Annotated in this window: 12 protein-coding genes; 7 read left to right on the top strand and 5 right to left on the bottom strand. The window is 68.5% G+C overall.

Annotation, left to right across the window (positions count from 1 at the left end):
* Window positions 1-311: 311 nt before the first annotated feature.
* Window positions 312-2,489 carry a methyl-accepting chemotaxis protein gene (locus tag JHL17_RS19170; RefSeq protein ID WP_200195459.1) on the top strand — a complete coding sequence of 726 codons (2,178 nt, stop codon included), beginning with the start codon at window positions 312-314 and terminating at the stop codon, window positions 2,487-2,489.
* A 65-nt stretch (window positions 2,490-2,554) separates the two neighbouring features.
* Here JHL17_RS19170 and JHL17_RS19165 read toward each other — a convergent pair whose 3' ends face one another.
* Window positions 2,555-3,397, bottom strand: coding sequence for a fumarylacetoacetate hydrolase family protein (locus tag JHL17_RS19165; protein WP_200195457.1), 843 nt, complete (start codon window positions 3,395-3,397; stop codon window positions 2,555-2,557).
* Between the two features lie 211 nt (window positions 3,398-3,608).
* On the opposite strand from JHL17_RS19165, the gene JHL17_RS19160 reads away from it, so the two are divergent.
* Complete coding sequence (locus JHL17_RS19160) at window positions 3,609-4,550, top strand: MurR/RpiR family transcriptional regulator (protein ID WP_200195455.1); 942 nt, start codon at window positions 3,609-3,611, stop codon at window positions 4,548-4,550.
* Complete coding sequence (locus tag JHL17_RS19155) at window positions 4,550-5,203, top strand: bifunctional 4-hydroxy-2-oxoglutarate aldolase/2-dehydro-3-deoxy-phosphogluconate aldolase (protein WP_200195453.1); 654 nt, start codon at window positions 4,550-4,552, stop codon at window positions 5,201-5,203. The genes JHL17_RS19160 and JHL17_RS19155 overlap by 1 nt, the downstream gene beginning before the upstream one ends.
* A 32-nt stretch (window positions 5,204-5,235) precedes the next feature.
* Here JHL17_RS19155 and JHL17_RS19150 read toward each other — a convergent pair whose 3' ends face one another.
* The gene (locus tag JHL17_RS19150) at window positions 5,236-8,754 is read right to left on the bottom strand and encodes an ATP-binding protein (protein ID WP_200195452.1); all 3,519 of its coding nucleotides are present in this window, start codon (window positions 8,752-8,754) and stop codon (window positions 5,236-5,238) included.
* Between the two features lie 108 nt (window positions 8,755-8,862).
* On the opposite strand from JHL17_RS19150, the gene JHL17_RS19145 reads away from it, so the two are divergent.
* From JHL17_RS19145 to JHL17_RS19130, 4 genes are all read left to right on the top strand, one after another.
* The gene (locus JHL17_RS19145) at window positions 8,863-9,930 is read left to right on the top strand and encodes an amino acid ABC transporter substrate-binding protein (protein ID WP_200195451.1); all 1,068 of its coding nucleotides are present in this window, start codon (window positions 8,863-8,865) and stop codon (window positions 9,928-9,930) included.
* 199 nt (window positions 9,931-10,129) lie between these two features.
* On the top strand, window positions 10,130-10,741 hold the full coding sequence (locus JHL17_RS19140; protein ID WP_200195450.1) for a hypothetical protein: 612 nt from the start codon (window positions 10,130-10,132) through the stop codon (window positions 10,739-10,741).
* Between the two features lie 201 nt (window positions 10,742-10,942).
* A complete protein-coding gene (locus JHL17_RS19135; RefSeq protein ID WP_200195448.1) occupies window positions 10,943-12,658 on the top strand; it encodes an MFS transporter in 1,716 nt (571 codons plus the stop codon).
* Window positions 12,659-12,791: 133 nt separating this feature from the next.
* Window positions 12,792-16,283, top strand: coding sequence for a hybrid sensor histidine kinase/response regulator (locus tag JHL17_RS19130; RefSeq protein ID WP_200195447.1), 3,492 nt, complete (start codon window positions 12,792-12,794; stop codon window positions 16,281-16,283).
* 27 nt (window positions 16,284-16,310) lie between these two features.
* Here the strand turns inward: JHL17_RS19130 and JHL17_RS19125 are convergent, their stop codons facing one another.
* From JHL17_RS19125 to gltA, 3 genes are all read right to left on the bottom strand, one after another.
* Window positions 16,311-16,958, bottom strand: a complete 648-nt coding sequence (locus JHL17_RS19125) for a response regulator (RefSeq protein ID WP_200195446.1) — start codon at window positions 16,956-16,958, stop codon at window positions 16,311-16,313.
* A 115-nt stretch (window positions 16,959-17,073) separates the two neighbouring features.
* Window positions 17,074-18,087 carry an NrtR DNA-binding winged helix domain-containing protein gene (locus JHL17_RS19120; RefSeq protein ID WP_200195445.1) on the bottom strand — a complete coding sequence of 338 codons (1,014 nt, stop codon included), beginning with the start codon at window positions 18,085-18,087 and terminating at the stop codon, window positions 17,074-17,076.
* Between the two features lie 157 nt (window positions 18,088-18,244).
* Window positions 18,245-19,576 (bottom strand): citrate synthase, encoded by a 1,332-nt coding sequence (gene gltA, locus JHL17_RS19115; protein ID WP_200195444.1) that lies wholly within the window; start codon window positions 19,574-19,576, stop codon window positions 18,245-18,247.
* Between the last annotated feature and the right edge of the window lie 123 nt (window positions 19,577-19,699).

Raw genomic sequence — 19,699 nt, 5'->3', positions numbered from 1 at the left:
CGGCGTTCGGTGGGACGCGCCATCTTCCTCCAACTTGTCTCATGGCGCATGCCTGCCATTCACTGCGCTGCGGCATGTTGCGCCATGCCATCGGGAAGAATCGTGGATTCTCCTTATTTCTTTCTTAGCGATTTTGGCGCTTTCCTAATCCTGGAACGGTAGGATTATTTGCAATCGTTCCTTTCCCGTGACATCGCCGACGGCCGTCCCGGGATGGGGACGGAGAAAGCGATTGTGTGGCGAGAGCCGGAACGGCCAGCCGCCGGGACGCATGGAGTGTGGTGCCCGAGAGCACCGAGGGGGAGGACGGAATGTTGAAGAATAGCCAGAGCACGACGCCCCAGGGCGCGCCCGCGAGGGGCGGCGCCTGGTATTCCGGCCTGCGCGCCAAGCTGATGATCGCCATCGGCGTGGTGCTGTCCGGCACGTTGGTCGCCGCCGCCGTGGCGCTGATCGGATATGCCAATGTCCGCACCACCATCGACGCCATCGTCGGCGAAGCCGTGCCCGCGATGACCGAGGGCATGGCGGTGGCCCAGCAGGCCGAGCGGCTGGTGGCGCTGGCCCCTGCCCTGACCTCCGCCGACAGCGCCGCCGCCCGTGAGGCGGTGTCCGCCCGGATCGCGACGGCCAAGGACGAGTTCAACACGCGGCTGGCCCGGCTGCGCGCCACCGGTTCCGCCGGCGCGCAGCTCGCCGCCATCGAAGAGGCGTCGAAGGGGCTGCTCGGCAACCTCGTGCAGCTCGACCAGGCGGCGGCCGAGCGGGTGGCGCTCGGCGCCCAACGGGCGGCGACGATCCCGAAGGTCATGGCGGCCGAGGCGGAAATCCAGAAATTCGCCGCCCCCTGGACCTCCGTCCTGAACAATGACGAGGAGCAGGCCCGCTCCATCCTGGCCGAGCCGGACGCCGATCCTGCCACGATGCGCGAGGCGGCGGCCACCCTGATCCGGGTCATGTCCCAGAAGAAGCCGTTGAACGCCGTCACGGCCGAGGCGGCCAATGTCCGCAACATGCTGATGGAAGCGGCGACCACCAGCGACGACCAGCGGCTGGCGATCATCGAGACGCGCGTCGGCGTGTCGCTCGCCGGCCTCTCGAACGGTGCCCAGCTGCTGCCGGAACGGCTGGCCGCCGTCGCCACCAAGCAGGCGGAGCTGTTGAGCGGCTTCGCCACCGGCGAGACGTCGCTGGTCACCCTCCGTCAGAAGGAACTGACGATCCAGGGCTATTTCATCCAGCTTCTGGAGAGCAACCACGCCCTGACCACCACCTTGTCCAATGGCATCGCCACCCTGGTCGAGGGTCAGAAGAGCAACATCGCCAACGCCAGCGGCGCCACCACCCGCATGCTGGACAACAGCCGCCTGACCCAGATCGCCGTCGCAGGCGTCAGCATCCTGGTGTCGATCCTGGTGGTCTGGCTCTATATCGGCCGCGTCGTCATCCGTCGGATGATGGCGCTCAAGACCGGCATGGGTCGGATCGCCGCCGGTGACCTGGATGCCGAGATCACGCTGACCGGCCATGACGAGATCGCGGAAATGGGGGCGGCCCTGCTCGTCTTCCGCGACACTGCGCGCGAGGTGGAGACCACCCGCGCCGCTGCGGAGGCCGAACGCCAGCGGGCCGCCGGCGAACGCCGCCAGACCATGCTGTCGCTGGCCGACCAGTTCGAGAACGGCGTGAAGACGGTGGTGGAGACGGTGTCCGCCGCCGCCACCCAGATGCACCAGACCGCCGCCGGCATGGTGGCGACCGCCGACGACACCTCCCGCCAGGCCGGCAGCGCTGCCGAGGCGGCGGAGACCGCGTCGGTGAATGTCGACGGCGCCGCGTCCGCCGCGCATGAGCTGTCGCAGTCGATCAGCGAAATCGCCCGGCAGGTGACCGAATCGGCGACCATCGCCGCCAAGGCCGCCGGCGAGGCCGATCGGACCGACAGCACCATGCGGGACCTGAACGAGGCGGCCAGCCGCATCGGCGCCGTGCTCGACCTGATCTCCGACATCGCCGGCCAGACCAACCTGCTGGCGCTGAACGCGACGATCGAGGCGGCCCGCGCCGGAGAGGCCGGAAAGGGCTTCGCCGTGGTGGCGCAGGAGGTCAAGCAGCTGGCCAGCCAGACCGCGAAGGCCACCGACCAGATCGCCGGGCAGATCGGCGCGATGCAGCAGGCGACCGGCGAGGCGGTGAACGCCATCCGCAGCATCGGCCTGACCATCGGCCGCCTGAACGACATCGCCGCCAGCATCGCGGCGGCGGTGGAGGAACAGGGCGCCGCCACCTCGGAGATCGCCCGCAACGTCCAGCAGGCGGCGGGCGGCACCGCCCAGGCCTCCCAGAACATCGGTCAGGTCCGGACCGCCGCCGGCCAGACCGGCCAGTCGGCACAGGAAGTCCTGTCGGTCGCCCAGGAGGTTTCGACCCAGACCGGCCGCCTCCAGCAGCAGATCGACCGCTTCCTCAGCCAGGTGCGGTCGGCCTGAGGCGGGCCGCAGTTCCTCTTGCGAAAGAGCCCCTCCTCCGAAAGGAAAGAGGGGCTTCTTTTTTCTCAGCCCTGGACGACCGTCTGGCGCTGGGTGCCCAGCCCTTCGATGCCCAGTTCCACCACGTCGCCGGCCTTCAGGAAGACCTGCGGCTTCTGCCCCATGCCGACGCCCGGCGGGGTGCCGGTGGAAACGATGTCGCCCGGCTGCAGGCTCATGAAACGCGACAGGTACGACACCAGGTAGCGCACGCCGTAGACCATGGTGGCGCTGCTGCCGTCCTGCCGGCGGTGGCCGTTGACCTCCAGCCACATCTTCAGGCTCTGCGGATCCTCGACCTCGTCGCGGGTCACCAGCCAGGGGCCGGTCGGGCCGAAGCTGTCGCAGCTCTTGCCCTTGGTCCACTGGCCCTGACGCTCGGTCTGGAAGGCGCGCTCGGACACGTCGTTGACGATGCAATAGCCGGCGACATGGTCCATCGCCTCGTCTTCCGAGACATATTTGGCGGTCTTGCCGATGACGAAGGCCAATTCGACCTCCCAATCGGTCTTCTCGGAGCCGCGCGGCAACTCGATCGGATCGTTCGGGCCGACGATTGCGCTGGTCGCCTTCATGAAGATGATCGGCTCCGGCGGCACCGCCATCCCCGTCTCCGCCGCATGGTCGGAGAAGTTCAGGCCGATGCAGACCATTTTGCCCACCTGCCCGACGCAGGGGCCGAGGCGAGGATCGCCCTCCACCAGCGGCAGGGACGCCGGGTCGATGGCCCGCAGCCGGTCCAGCCCCTGCGGCAGCAGCGTCTCGCCCGCGATGTCGCCGACATGGGCGGACAGGTCGCGGATGCGGCCTTCGGCATCCAGCAGGCCCGGCTTTTCCTGGCCCGGCGGGCCGTAGCGCAGCAGTTTCATGAAAACCCTTCCTGATTGAAAGCTTGGAACAGGATGTCGGCCCCGGCAGAACGGCGGCGCCTGCCGATCCTGACCGGAGGTCGCGGAACCTATAAGGGCGCGCGCGAACCAATTGTAGCATTCCTTCACAGATCGGTCGACAAGGCGGCGCATCTGTAGTAAAACTACATTCGGTTCCAATCGTCCCTTCGGCAGCCACGCTGGCCCTTCCATGCTGGACATCATCGCCACCTCACTCGACAGCCTCCGCCGTGCGGAAGCCGCGGTGGCGCGCACCGTGCTGGCCGATCCGCAGGCGGCGGTCCGCGACAGCTTGGCGCAGCTTGCCGGCAAGGCGGGGGTCAGCGAGCCGTCGGTCCTGCGCTTTTGCCGCTCCGCCGGTTTCGGCGGCTTCCAGGAATTCAAGATCTCGCTGGCCCAGCATCTGGCGGCCTCCGCCGCGCGGGAGGAGGCCGGCGACCGCCCGACCCCGCTGGTGCGCGACCTCACCCCCGGCGACAGCGTCGCCAGTGCGGCGGAAAAGGTGCTGAACCGGTCCATCGACGCGTTGGTCCGCCTGCGCAGCCGGCTCGACAGCATGGCGCTTGAGAAGGCGGCCGGCGTCCTGGCAAACGCACGGCGGGTGCAGATCGTCGGCGTCGGCGCGTCGGGCGCGGTGGCGCTGGATGCGCATCACAAGCTGTTCCGCCTGCTGCCCCAGGTCACCGCCAGCACCGACGCCCATCTGCAGGCGATGGCGGCGGCGACGCTCGGCCCCGGCGACGCGCTGCTGGCGATCTCCAAGACCGGCACCAGCGACGAGATCTTCGACGTCGCCGCCATCGCCCGCGACGGCGGGGCGACGGTGATCGCCATCACCGCTTCGGCCACGCCGCTGGCCGAGCGCGCCGACATCCGCCTGACCGTCGACGTCGACGAGGACACCGCCGTCCATACCCCGATGGCCTCCCGGCTGGCCCAGCTGGCGCTGATCGACGTTCTGACCGTCGCCGTCGGGCTGCAGGCCCCGCCGGGCCTCGACCGCCGCTTGGCGCGCATCAAGGCCGTGCTGGCCGGGCACCACCGCGTGCCGGAACGGCCAACTCCCCTTTCCACGCCAGCGCCTTCCACCACCCTCAAGAACATCCCTCCAAGAAACATCGAGGAATCCTGATGTCCGCCACCCAGAGCCCCGCCGAAATCCTGGACCAGCTCGTCGCCTACGGCGTCGTTCCCGTCATCCGCAACAGCTCCGCCGATCTGGCCCGCACCGCCGTGACCTGGCTGCGCGAAGCGGGTTACGGCACCTTCGAGATCACCATGACCACCCCCGGCGCCGTCGGCCTGATCGAGGAGCTGTCGGCGGAGGGCGGCGCCCTGATCGGCGCGGGCACCGTCCTGACCCCCGCCGCCGTCGCTGACGTGGTCAAGGCCGGGGCCCGTTACGTCGTGTCGCCCTGCGTCCTGCCGAAGGTGGCGGCCGCCTGCCGCGACCATGGCGTGGCCTGCCTGATGGGCGCCCTGACTCCGACCGAGGTCCATGCCGCCATCTCGGCCGGCGCCGACGCCATCAAGATCTTCCCGGCCTCCACCGTCGGCCCGGCGCACATCAAGGCTCTGAAGTCGGTCTTCCCCGGGGTCCGCTTCGTTCCCACCGGCGGGATCGACGCCACCACCGTCGCTTCCTACGTCGCGGCCGGCGTGGCCTGCGTCGGCGCCGGCGGCAAGCTGGTCGATGAGACCCTGGTCAAGAAGGGCGACCGCGAGGGAATCCTCGCCGCCGGGCGCCAGTTGATGGAAGCCTATCGCGCCGCCAAGGCGGCGTGAGGACTTGACGCGAGGCGGGGCATCCCCCCGCCTCAAACCCCCTCCAGCATCCCCCGCGCCGTGTCCATCGCCGCGAGTCCGCGGCTGAACGCCGACTCCGCGGTGGCGGCCAAGTCCTGGGCCTCCGCCCGGCGGCCTTCGCGCATGCCGTCCTCCACCGCCCGCATCAGGCCGACGAAGCCGGTCAGACCGAAATGGCTGGCGGCACCGGCGAGCCGGTGGGCGATGTCCTCGATCTCGTCGTCGGAGATGTCGGCGGCGGTCAGACGGGGAAGCCCCTCCTGGGCCGACTCCAGCAGCAGGCCTCGGATGGTGGCGAAACGCGCCGGGCCAAGGGAGCGGATATAGCGTTCCAGGATCTCCTCGTTCACGTCGTCCTCCATCACCGGCGGCCGCGTCGGCGGTTCCGCCGATCTTCCGGCTTCCGGTTCCTCGCCATCGTCGGACCGCAAGTCGACGGCGTTCGACAACAGGTGCATCAAGCGCTCCGGGAAGATCGGCTTTTCGATCACCGCATCGATCCCGGCGGCGAGATAGCGGACGCGGTCGGCGGCAAAGACGTTGGCGGTCACCGCGACGATCGGCACCGCCGCCCGATCGGGGTCGGCCAGGGCCCGGATGCGGCGGGCCACCTCCGGTCCGTCGATGTCGGGAAGCCGGATATCCAGCAGGACGGCGTCGAACCGACGCCGTGTCGCCAGTTCCAGCGCCTTCTCGCCGGTTTCGGCGACGGTGATGCGATGGCCGGCGTCCGACAGCAGACCAAGCGCCACTTCGCGGTTGATCGCATCGTCTTCCACCAGCAGCAGCGCCAGCGACCGCACCCGGCTGATCGGCAGGAGCCGGCCGGGCCGGGCCGGCAGGGCCGGCTCCTGCACCCGCCGCAGGGGAATGGCGACGGTGAAGACGCTGCCCAGCCCCTCGACGCTGTCGACGCGGATGCTGCCCTGCATGGCGTCGAGCAGATGGCGCACGATGGCCAGCCCCAGCCCGCTGCCGCCGAAGCGTCGGGCGATGGTGGGATCGGCCTGTTCCAGCTTTTCGAAGATGGCGGCACGGCGATGGGGCGGCACGCCGATTCCGCTGTCGCGCACGGCCAGACGCAGCATCTCCTCCATCATTCCGGTTCCGGACCGTTCCGAAGCCGGTTCGATGTCGACGCGCAGTTCCACGCCGCCGCGCTCGGTGAACTTCACCGCGTTGCCGACGAGGTTCACCAGGATCTGGCGCAACCGCTGGCGATCGACCACCACCAGCTCCGGCACCTCCGGCGCGATGTCGAGGTCGAGGTCGATCCCCTTCTCGTTCGCCAGTCCTTCCACCGTCGCAACGACCTCTTCCAGCACCGGCAGCAGGGCGCAGGGAGCGGGATCGAGGTCCAGCTTGCCGTCCTCGATCTTGCGCAGATCCAGGATGTCGTTGACCTGATCGAGCAGCCCATGGCCGCAGCGCATGATCGACATGGCATAGCGCCGTTCGCCGGCATGAAGCTGCCCGGTCAGCAGAAGCCGGCAGAGGCCGAGGATGCCGTTCAGCGGCGTGCGCATCTCGTGGCTGACGGTGGCGAGGAACTCGGTCTTGGCGGCGTCGGCCCGCTCCGCCCGCTCCTTGGCCTGCCTCAGTTCCTCGCGTGCCCGGCGCGAGGCGGTGATGTCGTTGGCGACGCAGATGATGCGGCAGCGCCCGTCGCCCGACCATTCGAAGGGGTGGCGCTGCAGGGCGAACACGGCATTTTCGCCGTTGCGGGGAAGCACCAGCTCCTCCACCCCGAGCGACCGCATCGATCCGGGATCGCCGCCGGCGAGCGCGCGGCCGGTCTCCGGCCCCAGCACCTCGGCCAGGGTGCGGTTCTCGATGTCGGCGCGGCGGGTGCCGAAGCAATCCTCCGCCGCCCGGTTCCACAGGACGACGCGGCCGCTGTCGCCGTCCAGCACATAGAGGACGCTCGGCACATTGTCGATCACCGCGTCGAGGAAGGCCTGGGTCCGGCGCAGCAGCTCCTCCGCCTCGCGGCGGCGGGTGATGTCGACCACCGAACTCAGCAGCACCTCCTCCCCCTGGAATTCGAAGGCGATGCCCGACAGCAGGCCCCACAGCCGGCGTCCCGACCGGGTCACCAGCTCCGTCTCGACATCGAGGGCCGAGCCGCTGGTGAAGACGTCGCGAACGAACTCCTCCCGCACCTGCGGGACGTACCAGACGCTGGCGGCAGGGCGGCCCAGCAGCTCGCCGGCCTCCTCCACTTCGAACAGGTCGGCGGCACGGCGGTTGACGAAACGGATCTGGCCGTCGGCGCGGCCGGCGATCACCAGCGGGACCGGTGCGGCCTCCAGCACCGTGCGCAGCCACTGTTCGTTGCGGCGGAGCGCCTCGCTCTTGTCCTCCGTCTCCTGGATGTAGAAGCGCAGGGCGCGGGCGAGCTGTCCGATCTCGTCGGCGCCGGTCACCGGCACCTCGGCTTGGCCACCGCCGGTGCGATCGCGGATCGCCTCGCTGACCGCCCACAGGCGGGCCAGCACCTTGCGCCGCACATACAGCACCGACAGCACCATTCCCAGCACCACCACGCCGACCGAGGCGAAGAACAGCCGGGTGTAGGTGGTGGACACCTCGATCACCTGCTGGCGGCTCTCCTCCGCCGCCTTGGTCTGCTCCACGAAGATGCCGGTGTTGAGGCCGGTGTTGATCAGCGACACCTGATTGGCGCGGTCGACCAGCCCGTTCAACATTTCCGACGCCTGCAGCTCGGCCTGCCGCTGGCGGAAGACGGACCGGTCGCCTTCCACCACCGACCGCATGCCCTCGGCCAAGCGGGCCAGCCGGTCCGATATGCCGTCCGCCACGGCGTCCACCCCGCCGGCCGGGACCGATCCGGCCAGCGCCGCCAGCTGTGCCGCGGCACTGTCGGCCAGCCGGGCGAGGGCGAAGCTGTTCTCCGCCTGATGGACCGAGGCGATGAGGAACAGCAGGCGCTCCGCCATCGCCAGCCAGCGCTGGACGCCGGCGTCCTCCACCCCACGCAAGGCCGGTTCGGCCAGGGCGTCGGCCATCCGCCGCACGTCGCGGGTGCGGTCGGCCAGGGCGCGCCGGGCGGTGATGCGGGCGGCAACGCCCTGGTCGATGGCATCGCGCAACCGCAGGATTTCGTCGCGCTGCAGCTTCAGCCCGGCGATCCGCTGCGCCTGCCGGCTATCGGAGCCTGCCATCTCGGCCAGCAACCGATCATAGCCGTTCAGCTGATCGGCCAGCCCCTGCTTGATCGTTTCGCGTCCGAAATTCTCGTCCGACAGAGCCAATTGTTCCAGGGTCCGCATGATCCGCTGATGCTGGCGCTCCAGCTTGGCGGAAGCGACGACGGCTGGAAACTGCTCCGACGTGACCTTGGTGATGCCGGCATGCAGCCCGTCGAAGGCGATGTAGGCACCAAGCCCGATCAAGAAGGCGACCAGGCCATTGAAGGCGAGCGCCCCGAACAGCCGTGCGCCGACGCCGATCCTCACCACGCCGGCCTTGCCCGTTCCAGCATCGCCAGCCCCACCGTCGTCCGCCATTCCTATCCCTGCTTCTCCGGCCTCGATTACCTGCTCGGGGCGCCCCGATCATTTGCGCGATGCCGCCGGCAGCGTATCATAGCCCGGCGGTCGGATAAGGGGAGAAGGATGGGGTTGAAGCCTGTTGCCGTCGCGTTCGGCCTGCTGCTCGCGCTGTGGCGGCTGTCGCCTGCCGACGCTGCCACGGCACAGCCGGACGCCGGCTCCGCGCGCGCCGGCGACCGGCCGGTGCTGGCGGAAATCGAACGGCGCGGGGTCGTGCGCTGCGGGGTATCCTTCAATCCCGGATTCGCCGCCAACGACGGGGGCGGCCGGCCGGTCGGCTTCATGGTCGATCTGTGCCGGGCGCTGGCCGCCGCGGTGCTGGGCAAGGCCGACGCCATCGAGATCCGCCGCCTGTCCAAGCCGCAGGAGTTCGCCGCCGTCGCCGACGGCGAAGTCGATGTCTCCTTCGCGCAGACCTCCTGGACGCTGACCCGCGACGCCACCTATGCCGTCGATTTCGGGCCGCCGATCTTCTACGACGTCCAGGGGATCGCCGCCTGGCGGCTGGCCGACGGCCGGTCGGCGCTCGACGGCGGGGAGTTGACGATCTGCGTGCCGGCCGGCACCACCACGCAGGCCGAGCTGGAAACCCTGATCGCGGGCGGGAAGCGGCCCTGGAAGATCCGCAGCTTTCCCGGCTGGCCCGACGCGCTGGAGGCCTTTCTCAGCCGCGATTGCGCGGCGCTCAGCGCCGACCGCGCCCTGCTGGCCACCGCGCTGCCGATGCTCGACGCGCCGCAGGAGGCGCTGGAAATCGCCGACGCCCCCCTGCCCTCGCGCGAGCCGCTGGCCCCGATGACGCCGAACGGCGACCGCATGTGGATGGCGGCGGTACGCTGGACCATGTTCGCCCTGTTCCTGGCCGAGGATGCCGGCGTCACCGGTGCCAACGCCAATTTCCAGCGCATCACCGGCAGCAGCGAGATGCGGCGCCTGCTGTCCGGACTGCCCGACGTGGCGGCGAAGGCCGGGCTACGCCCGGACTGGGCCTATCAGGCGGTGGTTCAGGTCGGGAATTACGGCGAAATCTTCGAGCGCAATCTGGGCTCCCGCTCCCCGTTCAAGCTGGAACGCGGGCCGAACCGCCCCTGGACGCAGGGTGGGCTGCTCTATGCCCCGGTGTTCCAGTAGCGGAAACCCGGCAGGACGAGAAATCACCCTCGGCACATGCCGGAAAACCCATCGCCGACCGAAGGCCGATCTCTTGCCCTGGACACCGGGCCGATCATCCCGGGACGTCTTGCATGGTTTGCTGCCGAAGCGGATTACCCCATACTGGGGTAGGATCGGCCACCGCGGGCCGTACCGCCGGCACCCTTTGGAGGATCATTTGAAGAACTATGCCCAGATCGTCGCTTCTGCGGCCGACGACGTCCGGCAGGCGATCGTCTATGCCGCCCTCCGCCCCATGCCGGCCGTCAAGCTGGGAGAGGGGATCACCGCCATGGATCGGCTCTACTTCGCTGCCGACCCGGTGCAGACCGCGTTGAAGCGGCTGAAGATGGTGCTGTTTCCCTGGATGGTCAGGGATTTCCGCGGCTCGCCGACCAAGACCAAGGCGATCTGCATCTTCGACATGTTCCTCGGCAACGGCAACGAGAAGGACGAGAATTACAGCCGCCTGATGGGGCGGATGAACACCGTCCGGCAGGACTCCGAACTGGCCAAGAGCATGAGCTGGTTCAAGCGGGTCTCCACCTCCAGCGGCCGCAAGGTCGATGCCGGCATCTTCGACGACATGTATTGCCTCCACATGCTGGGGACCTCGAACGATTTCACGTTCAAGGCCGCCCATCAGGAGCTTTTCCACCAGATCATGAGAACGCCGCCAAGGACGAGCTTCAGCAGCGAACTCTCCGCCGCCGTGCGGGAGATCCGGGAGACGTGCAAAGCCGCCGGTTTCCCTCTGAAGAAGCTGGGGCTGAACGACAGCTTCGCCTGACCTGCACAAAAGATCAGTGTAGCCCATTACCGCAGCTCCCCGTACCCCCGACCATGGTCGGGGTGACGCGAATTGTTCGTGCACCACACAATGCGTCGGATAAGCAAGAGCCGGGCCCGGTCGACAGTCCACAAGACCGGAAAGCACCGCTCGCCAAAAGCCGACCAAAATGCAGGAACTTTCACTTGGGAGGGTGAAACAATGGCCTATGCGGCTTCGACGGCCGACGCCGTCCGACCGATGACAGGCGAGGAGAAGAAGGTCATCTTCGCGTCCTCGCTCGGAACCGTCTTCGAATGGTACGACTTCTATCTCTACGGATCGCTCAGCGCGGTCATCGCCGCGCAGTTCTTTTCCGGCGTCAACCCGACCGCCGCCTTCATCTTCGCACTGATGGCGTTCGCCGCCGGCTTTGCGGTCCGGCCCTTCGGCGCCCTGGTCTTCGGCCGTCTCGGCGACATGATCGGCCGCAAATACACCTTCCTGGTCACCATCCTCATCATGGGCCTGTCGACCTTCATCGTCGGCATCCTGCCCAACTACGCCTCCATCGGCATCGCCGCCCCGATCATCCTGATCGGTCTGCGCCTGCTGCAGGGCTTGGCGCTGGGCGGCGAATATGGCGGTGCGGCCACCTATGTCGCCGAACATGCGCCGCATGGCCGCCGCGGCAACTACACCTCCTGGATTCAGACCACCGCGACGCTCGGACTGTTCCTGTCGCTGCTGGTCATCCTGGGCTGCCGCGTCGCGATGTCGCCGGAGGACTTCAACGCCTGGGGATGGCGCATCCCGTTCCTGATCTCCATCGTGCTGCTCGGCATTTCGGTGTGGATCCGCCTGATGCTGAACGAATCGCCGGCCTTCAAGAAGATGAAGGATGAGGGCAAGCATTCCAAGGCGCCGCTGACCGAGTCCTTCGGCGAGTGGAAGAACCTGAAGATCGTCCTGCTCGCCCTGTTCGGCCTCGTCGCCGGCCAGGCCGTGGTCTGGTACACCGGCCAGTTCTACGCCCTGTTCTTCCTGACCCAGACGCTGAAGGTCGATGCCCAGGCCGCCAACCTGATGATCGCGGCGGCCCTGCTGATCGGCACCCCCTTCTTCGTGATCTTCGGCACGCTGGCCGACCGGATCGGCCGCAAGCCGATCATCATGGCCGGACTGCTGCTCGCCTGCCTGACCTATTTCCCGCTGTTCAAGGGCATCACCCACTACGCCAACCCGGCGCTCGAGGAAGCCATCGCCACCGCGCCGGTCGTCGTGGTCGCCGATCCGAACGAGTGCTCGTTCCAGTTCAACCCGGTCGGCACCAGCCAGTTCACCAGCTCCTGCGACATCGCCAAGAGCGCCCTGGTGAAGCGCGGCATCCCCTACACCAACGAAGCGGCCGCGGCCGGCACCGTCGCCTCGATCAAGGTCGGCAGCACGGTCATCCCCAGCTATTCCGCCCTGCCCCAAGCCAACACCACCGTGTCGCTGAGCCACGGCCCGGCCACCGCCGCCACCCCGACCGACGCCAAGGCGGCCGGCGCCTCCTTCGACAAGGGGCTGGGCGACGCGCTGAAGGCCGGCAACTACCCGCCGAAGGCCGATCCCGCCCGCATCGACACGGTGATGGTCGTCGCCCTGCTGACGGTGCTGGTCATCTACGTGACCATGGTCTACGGCCCGATCGCCGCCATGCTGGTGGAGATGTTCCCGACCCGCATCCGCTACACCTCGATGTCGCTGCCCTACCACATCGGCAACGGCTGGTTCGGCGGCTTCCTGCCGACGACCTCCTTCGCCATCGTCGCGGCGACCGGCGACATCTACTCCGGCCTCTGGTACCCGATCGTCATCGCCGCCGCGACGCTGGTGATCGGTGTGCTCTTCGTCCGCGAGACCAAGGACGTGGACATCTACGAGCACGACTGAGTTCGGCTGCGCTCCGACTGAGGTCCGGCTGAAATGGCGGGCGGAGGGTTTCCCTCCGCCCGTCCACGCAATTTTGTGATAACATCCACCGCCATAGGGAGAAGAAATCCAAAAGCGGGATGCGAAAAGCCCCATGGAAAGCTGGTTCATCCTGGCCGCGTCGATGGCCTATCTGCTGTCGCTGTTCGCCATCGCCTGGTACGGCGACCGGACCGGCAGCCATGGCGGCGAGCGGCGCACACCCTGGCTCTATGCGCTGAGCTTCGGCGTCTATTGCACGTCCTGGACCTTCTATGGGGCGGTCGGCCGGGCAGCCACCGGGGGCTTCTACTTCCTGCCGATCTATATCGGGCCGATCCTGATGATCGGGCTCGGCTGGCCGATCTTGGCCCGCATCGTCCGGGTGGCGAAGTCGGAGAACGTCGTCTCGATCTCCGACTTCCTGTCCGCCCGCTACGGCAAGAGCCGGAGCCTGGCGGCCCTCGTCACCATCGCCGCCGTCATCGGACTGCTGCCTTACATCGCCCTGCAATTGAAGGCGATCAGCGTCAGCTTCGAAATCCTGGCCGGTGCGTCGCTGGGCACCGATCTCAGCCAGATGCCCGGCGGGACGGCGCTGATGGCGGCGCTGCTGATGGCGGCCTTCGCCATCCTGTTCGGCGTGCGCAGCGTGTCGGCCAACGAGCACCACCGCGGGCTGATGATGGCCATCGCCGCCGAATCGGTGGTGAAGCTGGCGGCGGCACTGGGGGTGGGCGGCGCCATCGCCTTCTCCGTCTTCGGCAACCCGGCGACCTTCGTCGACGCCGCCGTCCGCCATCCGGGCTTCCTGGAACTGATCCGGATCGACACAATCGGCACCGACTGGTGGGTGGCCTGCCTGCTGTCCGGGCTGGCGATCCTCTGCCTGCCGCGCCAGTTCCACGTCGCGGTGGTCGAGAACACCCATGGCGGCGACGTGCGGTCGTCGGCCAAGCTGTTCCCGGCCTATCTGGTCGCCATCAACCTGTTCGTGCTGCCGGTGGCGCTGGCCGGGCTGATGCTGTTCCCCGACGGCACCACCAACGCTGACACCTTCATGGTGTCGATTCCGCTCAGTCAGGGCTGGCCGTGGCTGGCGCTGGCCGCCTTCATCGGCGGGCTGTCGGCCGCCACCAGCATGATCCTGGTGGAGATGGTGGCGCTCAGCACCATGATCTGCAACGACGTCGCCGTCCCGCTACTGATGGCGCTGCGCCCGGCCGACCGCCGGCTGCGCGACGATCCGGCGGGGATCCTGCTGCTGGTGCGGCGGTCAGCGGTGATCGTGCTGGTGCTGCTGTCCTATGGCTGCTACCGGCTGATCGGCCCGGCCTTCCCGCTGGCGACCATCGGCATGATGAGCTTCACCGCGGTGGCCCAGTTCGCCCCCGCCCTGCTGGGCGGCCTGGTCTGGAGCCGCGCCAGCCGCAGCGGCGCCTTCGCCGGGATCTGCGCCGGGTTCCTCGGCTGGGCCTACACCATGCTGCTGCCGTCCTTCGCCGATGCGGGCTGGCTGGCGTCCAGCGCGCTGCGCGAGGGACCGTTCGGCCTGACCGGCCTCAGCCCGGTGGCGCTGGCCGGCATCGCCGGCATCGATCCGCTGACCAATGCCGCGCTGTGGAGCCTGGGGCCGAACATCCTGCTGTTCGTGCTGGTCTCGCTGCTGACCCGCCCGTCGACGCTGGAACGCCAGCAGGCCGCCCGCTTCATGAGCCTGCGCCGCGCCTCCGACGGCGAGCCGCATGGGCCGCGCGGCGCCACGCTGGCCGACCTGCACGACCTTGCGGTCCGCTATGTCGGGCAGCCGCGCGCCGACGCCGCCTTCCGCCGCTTCACCGGGGTGGCCGATGGCGACCTGCGCACCGCCCTGCTGACCCGCACCGACGGCGAGGCGATCCAGCTGACCGAACGGCTGCTGGCCGGCGCCGTCGGCTCGGCGTCGGCCCGCGTGGTGGTGGCCGGGCTGCTGTCGGACCGCCGGCTGTCGCGGACCGATGCGCGGTCGATCATCGACGAGGCATCGCGCGCCATCCTGAAGCAGCACGAGCTTCTGCGCGCCACCGTGGAGAATGTGCCCCAGGGCATCGCCGTGTTCGACGACGACTGGCGCGTCGCCACCTGGAACAACCAGTTCCTGGTCCTGCTGGACCTGCCGGACGGCTTCGTTCAGGTCGGCACCTCGTTGCAGGACATCGTCGGGTTGATCGCGCGGCGCGGCGAATACGGTCGCAACGGCGAAATCGAGACCCTGCTGGAGCGCCGCTCCGACCCACGCCGCCGCGGCAAGCCCGACGTCTACGAGCGGGTGCGGCCCGACGGCACGGTGCTGGAGATCGCCACCAACCCTATGCCGGGGCCGATGCCGGGTGGCGGCTTCGTCGCCGTCTACACCGACGTCACCGAACGCCACCGCGCCGCCGCTGCCCTGCGTGAAGCCAACGAGACGCTGGAACGCCGCATCGAGGAGCGCACCCACGCCCTGTCGGAGGCGAAGGCGGAGGCCGAGCGCGCCAACCGCGGCAAGACCCGGTTCCTGGCCGCCGCCAGCCACGACCTGCTGCAGCCGCTGCACGCCGCCCGGCTGTTCCTGTCCGCCCTGTCCGAACGCAACGGCGACAGCGCCATCCGCCAGATCGACGCCTCCCTGCGCTCGGTGGAAACGATCCTGGGGGATTTGCTAGACGTGTCGAAGATCGACAGCGGCGTGGTGAAGCCGAACCCGGTGCCGATGCGGATAGAAGAGCTGCTGAAGCCGCTGGGCGAGGAATTCACCGTGCTGGCCAGCCGGCACGGGCTGGGACTGCGGGTGGTCGACTGCTCCGCCATCGTGCGCAGCGACCCGACCCTGCTGCGGCGCATCCTGCAAAACTACCTCGCCAACGCGGTGCGCTACACCCGAACCGGCCGCATCCTGCTGGGCTGCCGGCGGCGGGGGAATTACCTGTCGATCGAGGTGTGGGACACCGGGCCGGGTATCCCCGAGCACAAGGTACCGGAAATCTTCATGGAGTTCCGGCAGCTCGACAATGAGGGCGACGACCGCGGCAAGGGGCTGGGGCTGGGGCTCGCCATCGTCGAGCGTCTGGCCGGCATTCTCGGCCACACGGTCCAAGTGCGCTCGAAGGTTGGGCGGGGCAGCGCCTTTTCCGTGCTGGTGCCGCTGACCGACGAACCGGTGGCCGCCCGCGCCGTGGTGGTCCGCCCGCGTGGCCGGGATCTGCGCGGCGTCCTGGTGCTCTGCCTGGAAAACGAACCGGCCATCGCCCGCGCGACCGAGGATCTGCTGTCGAGCTGGTCCTGCCGCGTCGTCACCGCGGTCGCCCCCGACCTCGCCCTGGCGAAGCTGGAGGGGCGGATTCCCGACGTGATCCTGACCGACTACCACCTCGACCGCAGCCTGACCGGCGTGGAGGCTTTGGCGACCTTGCGGGCGTCCCTGGGTAGCGACATCCCCGCCGCCGTCGTCACCGCCGACCGCGACGCCGCCGTGCGCGAGGACATCGAGGCTGCCGGCTGCCGGCTGCTCTACAAGCCGGTACGTCCAGGGGCACTAAGGGCGTTGTTGGGGCAATTGCTGGCGGAAGGGCAGCGGATGGCGGGGTGAGACCCCCACTCCGCGGACAGGCGACACTCACTCCACCGGCGGCGGCGCGGCGGACAAGGCGAGCTGGCTCGCCAGCACTGCCGCCTGGGTGCGGGTCAGCACGCCCAGCTTGCGCAGGATCGTCGTGACATGGGCCTTCACCGTCGTCTCGGCGACGTTCATCTCGTAAGCGATCTGCTTGTTCAGCTTGCCCTCGGCGATGCCGGCCAGGACGCGGAGCTGCTGCGGCGTCAGGGTGGCGGCGCGCCGGGCCGGGTCGGGGGCGTCGGTCTCGGGGCCACCGTTGATCTCGGGCAGCCACAGCTCGCCGTCCAGAACGGCGTGGATCGCCTCGACGATCTGACCGTTGGGAGCGGATTTCGGCACGAAGCCGGAGGCGCCATAGTCGATGGCGCGCTGGATCGTCACCGGGTCCTCCGACGCCGACACCACGATCACCGGGATCGCCGGATGCTCGGACCGCAGCATCATCAGCCCGATCAGCCCGCTCATCCCGGGCATGTGCAGGTCCAGCAGGATGACGTCCGGCGGCTCGCCCGCGTCCAACAGGGGCTTGATCTGATCGAAGCGCGCGGCCTCCAGGATTTCGGCGCCGGGGATCGCCTGCCCGATGGTCTGGGTCAGGGCGGTGCGCATCAGCGGATGGTCGTCGGCGATCAGAATGCGGTGAGACATGGACAGTCCGGGATTAAAACCATTCCAGCAGTATCCTCCCGCAACCGCACCTTGACAACTGCGCCCAATGCCGCGCGTCGATCTTTCTGACGGGTGCTTCCGGTTGAGCTGTCCCTCATCCGTCCGCGGACGGAATGGCACCGGCGCTGGTGCGTTCGTGGATGGCCTGGCGGCGGAAGCGGTACAACTCCGCGGGCCGGCCGCCGGTCTGGCTTTCGTACCGGCCGGTCGGCTCGACGAAACCGCCGGAGATCATCAGGCGGCGGAAATTCTGCTTGTGCACCCGCTCGCCCGACAGCGCCTCCACCACCAGCTGGAGCTGGTGCAAGGTAAAGGTGGGCGGCAGCAGTTCGAAGACGATGGGGCGGTAGCGCAGCTTGCCGCGCAGCCTTTCCAGCGCCGTCGCCAGGATGCGCCGGCCGTCGCGCGCCATCGGCCGGCCGAGAGCCCGCGGCATCGGTCCGCCGACAGGCACCGAAGGGTCGATCCGTGCCGCGAGATCGCGGTCGCGGAAGGATTCCACCACCAGCCCGGCCTCGTAGAGCAGTTCGAACCGCTCCAGCACGCGCTCCATGTCCCAGTCGGCGCCGTCCAGCCCAAAGGCCATCTGGGCACGCTCGGCCCGGCGCAGGCGGGCTTCGCCATCGGGCGCCGAGGCGATCCAGCCGCGCAAGGCGGGGGCGATCACCCCATCCAGCAGCGGCGGGCGCTGGTCGCGCCAATCCTCCCACGGGAAATGATCGTAGAGGTCGCGCCATTCGGCCGAGGCGTCGCCGCCCAGCGGGCCGTCGCGGACCAGCGCCAGGTAGCCGACGACCACCGAGCGCGGACCACCGAACAGCTCATGCGGGTCGCGGTGGCGGTCACCGAAGGTGTAGAGCTGTTCGACATAGCGCAGAGCCAATCCCGACGAGCCTTCGGCCACCGCGCGGACACCATCCTGCAAGGTCCGGAAACGCTCGGGCTCGAAGGGCGCGCCGGGCAGCGCGTCGCGATGCGGCAACGGCTCGTCGCCGCGCCGGTGATCTTCCGGCACGGTGAAGCCGCTGCGCACCGTCACCACGCGCGGCGTCCCGCCGGTCACCGCGACGACGGCGACCGACAGGCCGAGCTGGAGGGGCTGGGTCACGGCGCACTTGCCATTCCCCCTCTCCCCCCCGGGGAGAGGGGCGGGGTGAGGGGGGAGCACGGCGGGACCTTCGCAAAGATGCTGAAATGGATCCCCCTCACCCTAACCCTCTCCCCGGGGGGGAGAGGGGATTGGAGGCGGAGATGGGCTACTGCCGTCAACGCTTGTCCAGCGGGACGAAGGGGCGGGCGGCGTAGCCGGTGAAGAGCTGGCGGGGGCGGCCGATCTTCTGGGCCGGATCCTCGATCATCTCCTTCCACTGGCTGATCCAGCCGACGGTGCGGGCCAGCGCGAACAGCACGGTGAACATGCTGGTCGGGAAGCCCATCGCCTTCAGGATGATGCCCGAATAGAAGTCGACGTTCGGATAGAGCTTCTTCTCGATGAAATACTCGTCCGACAGGGCGATCTTCTCCAACTCCATCGCAATGGCGAGATGCGGCTCGTCCTGGATGCCCAGGCGGTCGAGAACCTGATAGCAGGTCTCGCGCATGATCTTGGCGCGCGGGTCGTAGTTCTTGTAGACCCGGTGGCCGAAGCCCATCAGGCGGAAGCTGTCGTTCTTGTCCTTGGCGCGGCGGACGAACTCGGGGATGCGCTCGACCGAGCCGATCTCCTCCAGCATCTTCAGCACGGCCTCGTTCGCACCGCCATGGGCCGGACCCCACAGGGCCGCGATGCCCGATGCGATGCAGGCGAAGGGGTTGGCATGGGAGGAGCCGGCCAGACGGACAGTGGACGTCGAGGCGTTCTGCTCGTGGTCGGCATGCAGGATAAAGATCTTGTCCATCGCCTCCGACAGGACCGGATCGACCTTCCAGTCCTCGCACGGCGTGCCGAAGGTCATGTAGAGGAAGTTTTCCGCATAGGACAGGTCGTTGCGCGGATACATGAAGGGTTCGCCGACCGTGTATTTGTGGGCCATGGCGGCCATGGTCGGCATCTTGGCGATCAGGCGGTGCGCCGCGATCTTGCGCTGCACCGGATCGAAGATGTCGGTGGAGTCGTGGTAGAAGGCCGACAGGGCGCCGACGACGCCGCACATGATCGCCATCGGGTGGGCATCACGGCGGAAGCCGCTGTAGAACTTGGCAAGCTGCTCGTGCACCATCGTGTGGTAGGTGATGGTGCGCTCGAAATCGGCCTTCTGCTGCGGGTTGGGCAGTTCGCCGTTCAGCAGCAGGTGGCAGACCTCCAGGAAGTCGCAGTTCTCGGCCAGATCGGCGATGGCATAGCCGCGGTGCAGCAGCACGCCCTCGTCGCCGTCGATGTAGGTGATCGCCGAATCGCAGGCGGCGGTGGAGGTGAAGCCGGGATCGTAGGTGAAATAGCCGGTTTCGGCATAGAGCTTGCGGATGTCGATCACATTGGGACCGGTGGACCCGCCGAGCAGCGGCAGTTTCAGCGTCTTGCCGGTGGCGTCATCGGTCAGCGTGACGGTGCCGACCTGTGTCACATCGCCATGCGGCGCGTGCTTGCTCGATTCCATGACCTTTTCACACTCCTTGCTGGCCGGCTGGGCGGCGGCTCGCGGCCTCCGCTGCCGGACCTTGGTGGTTGGCCCGTCTTCGGCGCGCTCAGGAAGACGTGCTTCGGCATCCTGCGGCGCGGT

The organism is Azospirillum endophyticum (assembly GCF_016595245.1).
Classification (GTDB): domain Bacteria; phylum Pseudomonadota; class Alphaproteobacteria; order Azospirillales; family Azospirillaceae; genus Azospirillum; species Azospirillum endophyticum.
This window is presented reverse-complemented; position numbering and strand designations above follow the sequence as displayed.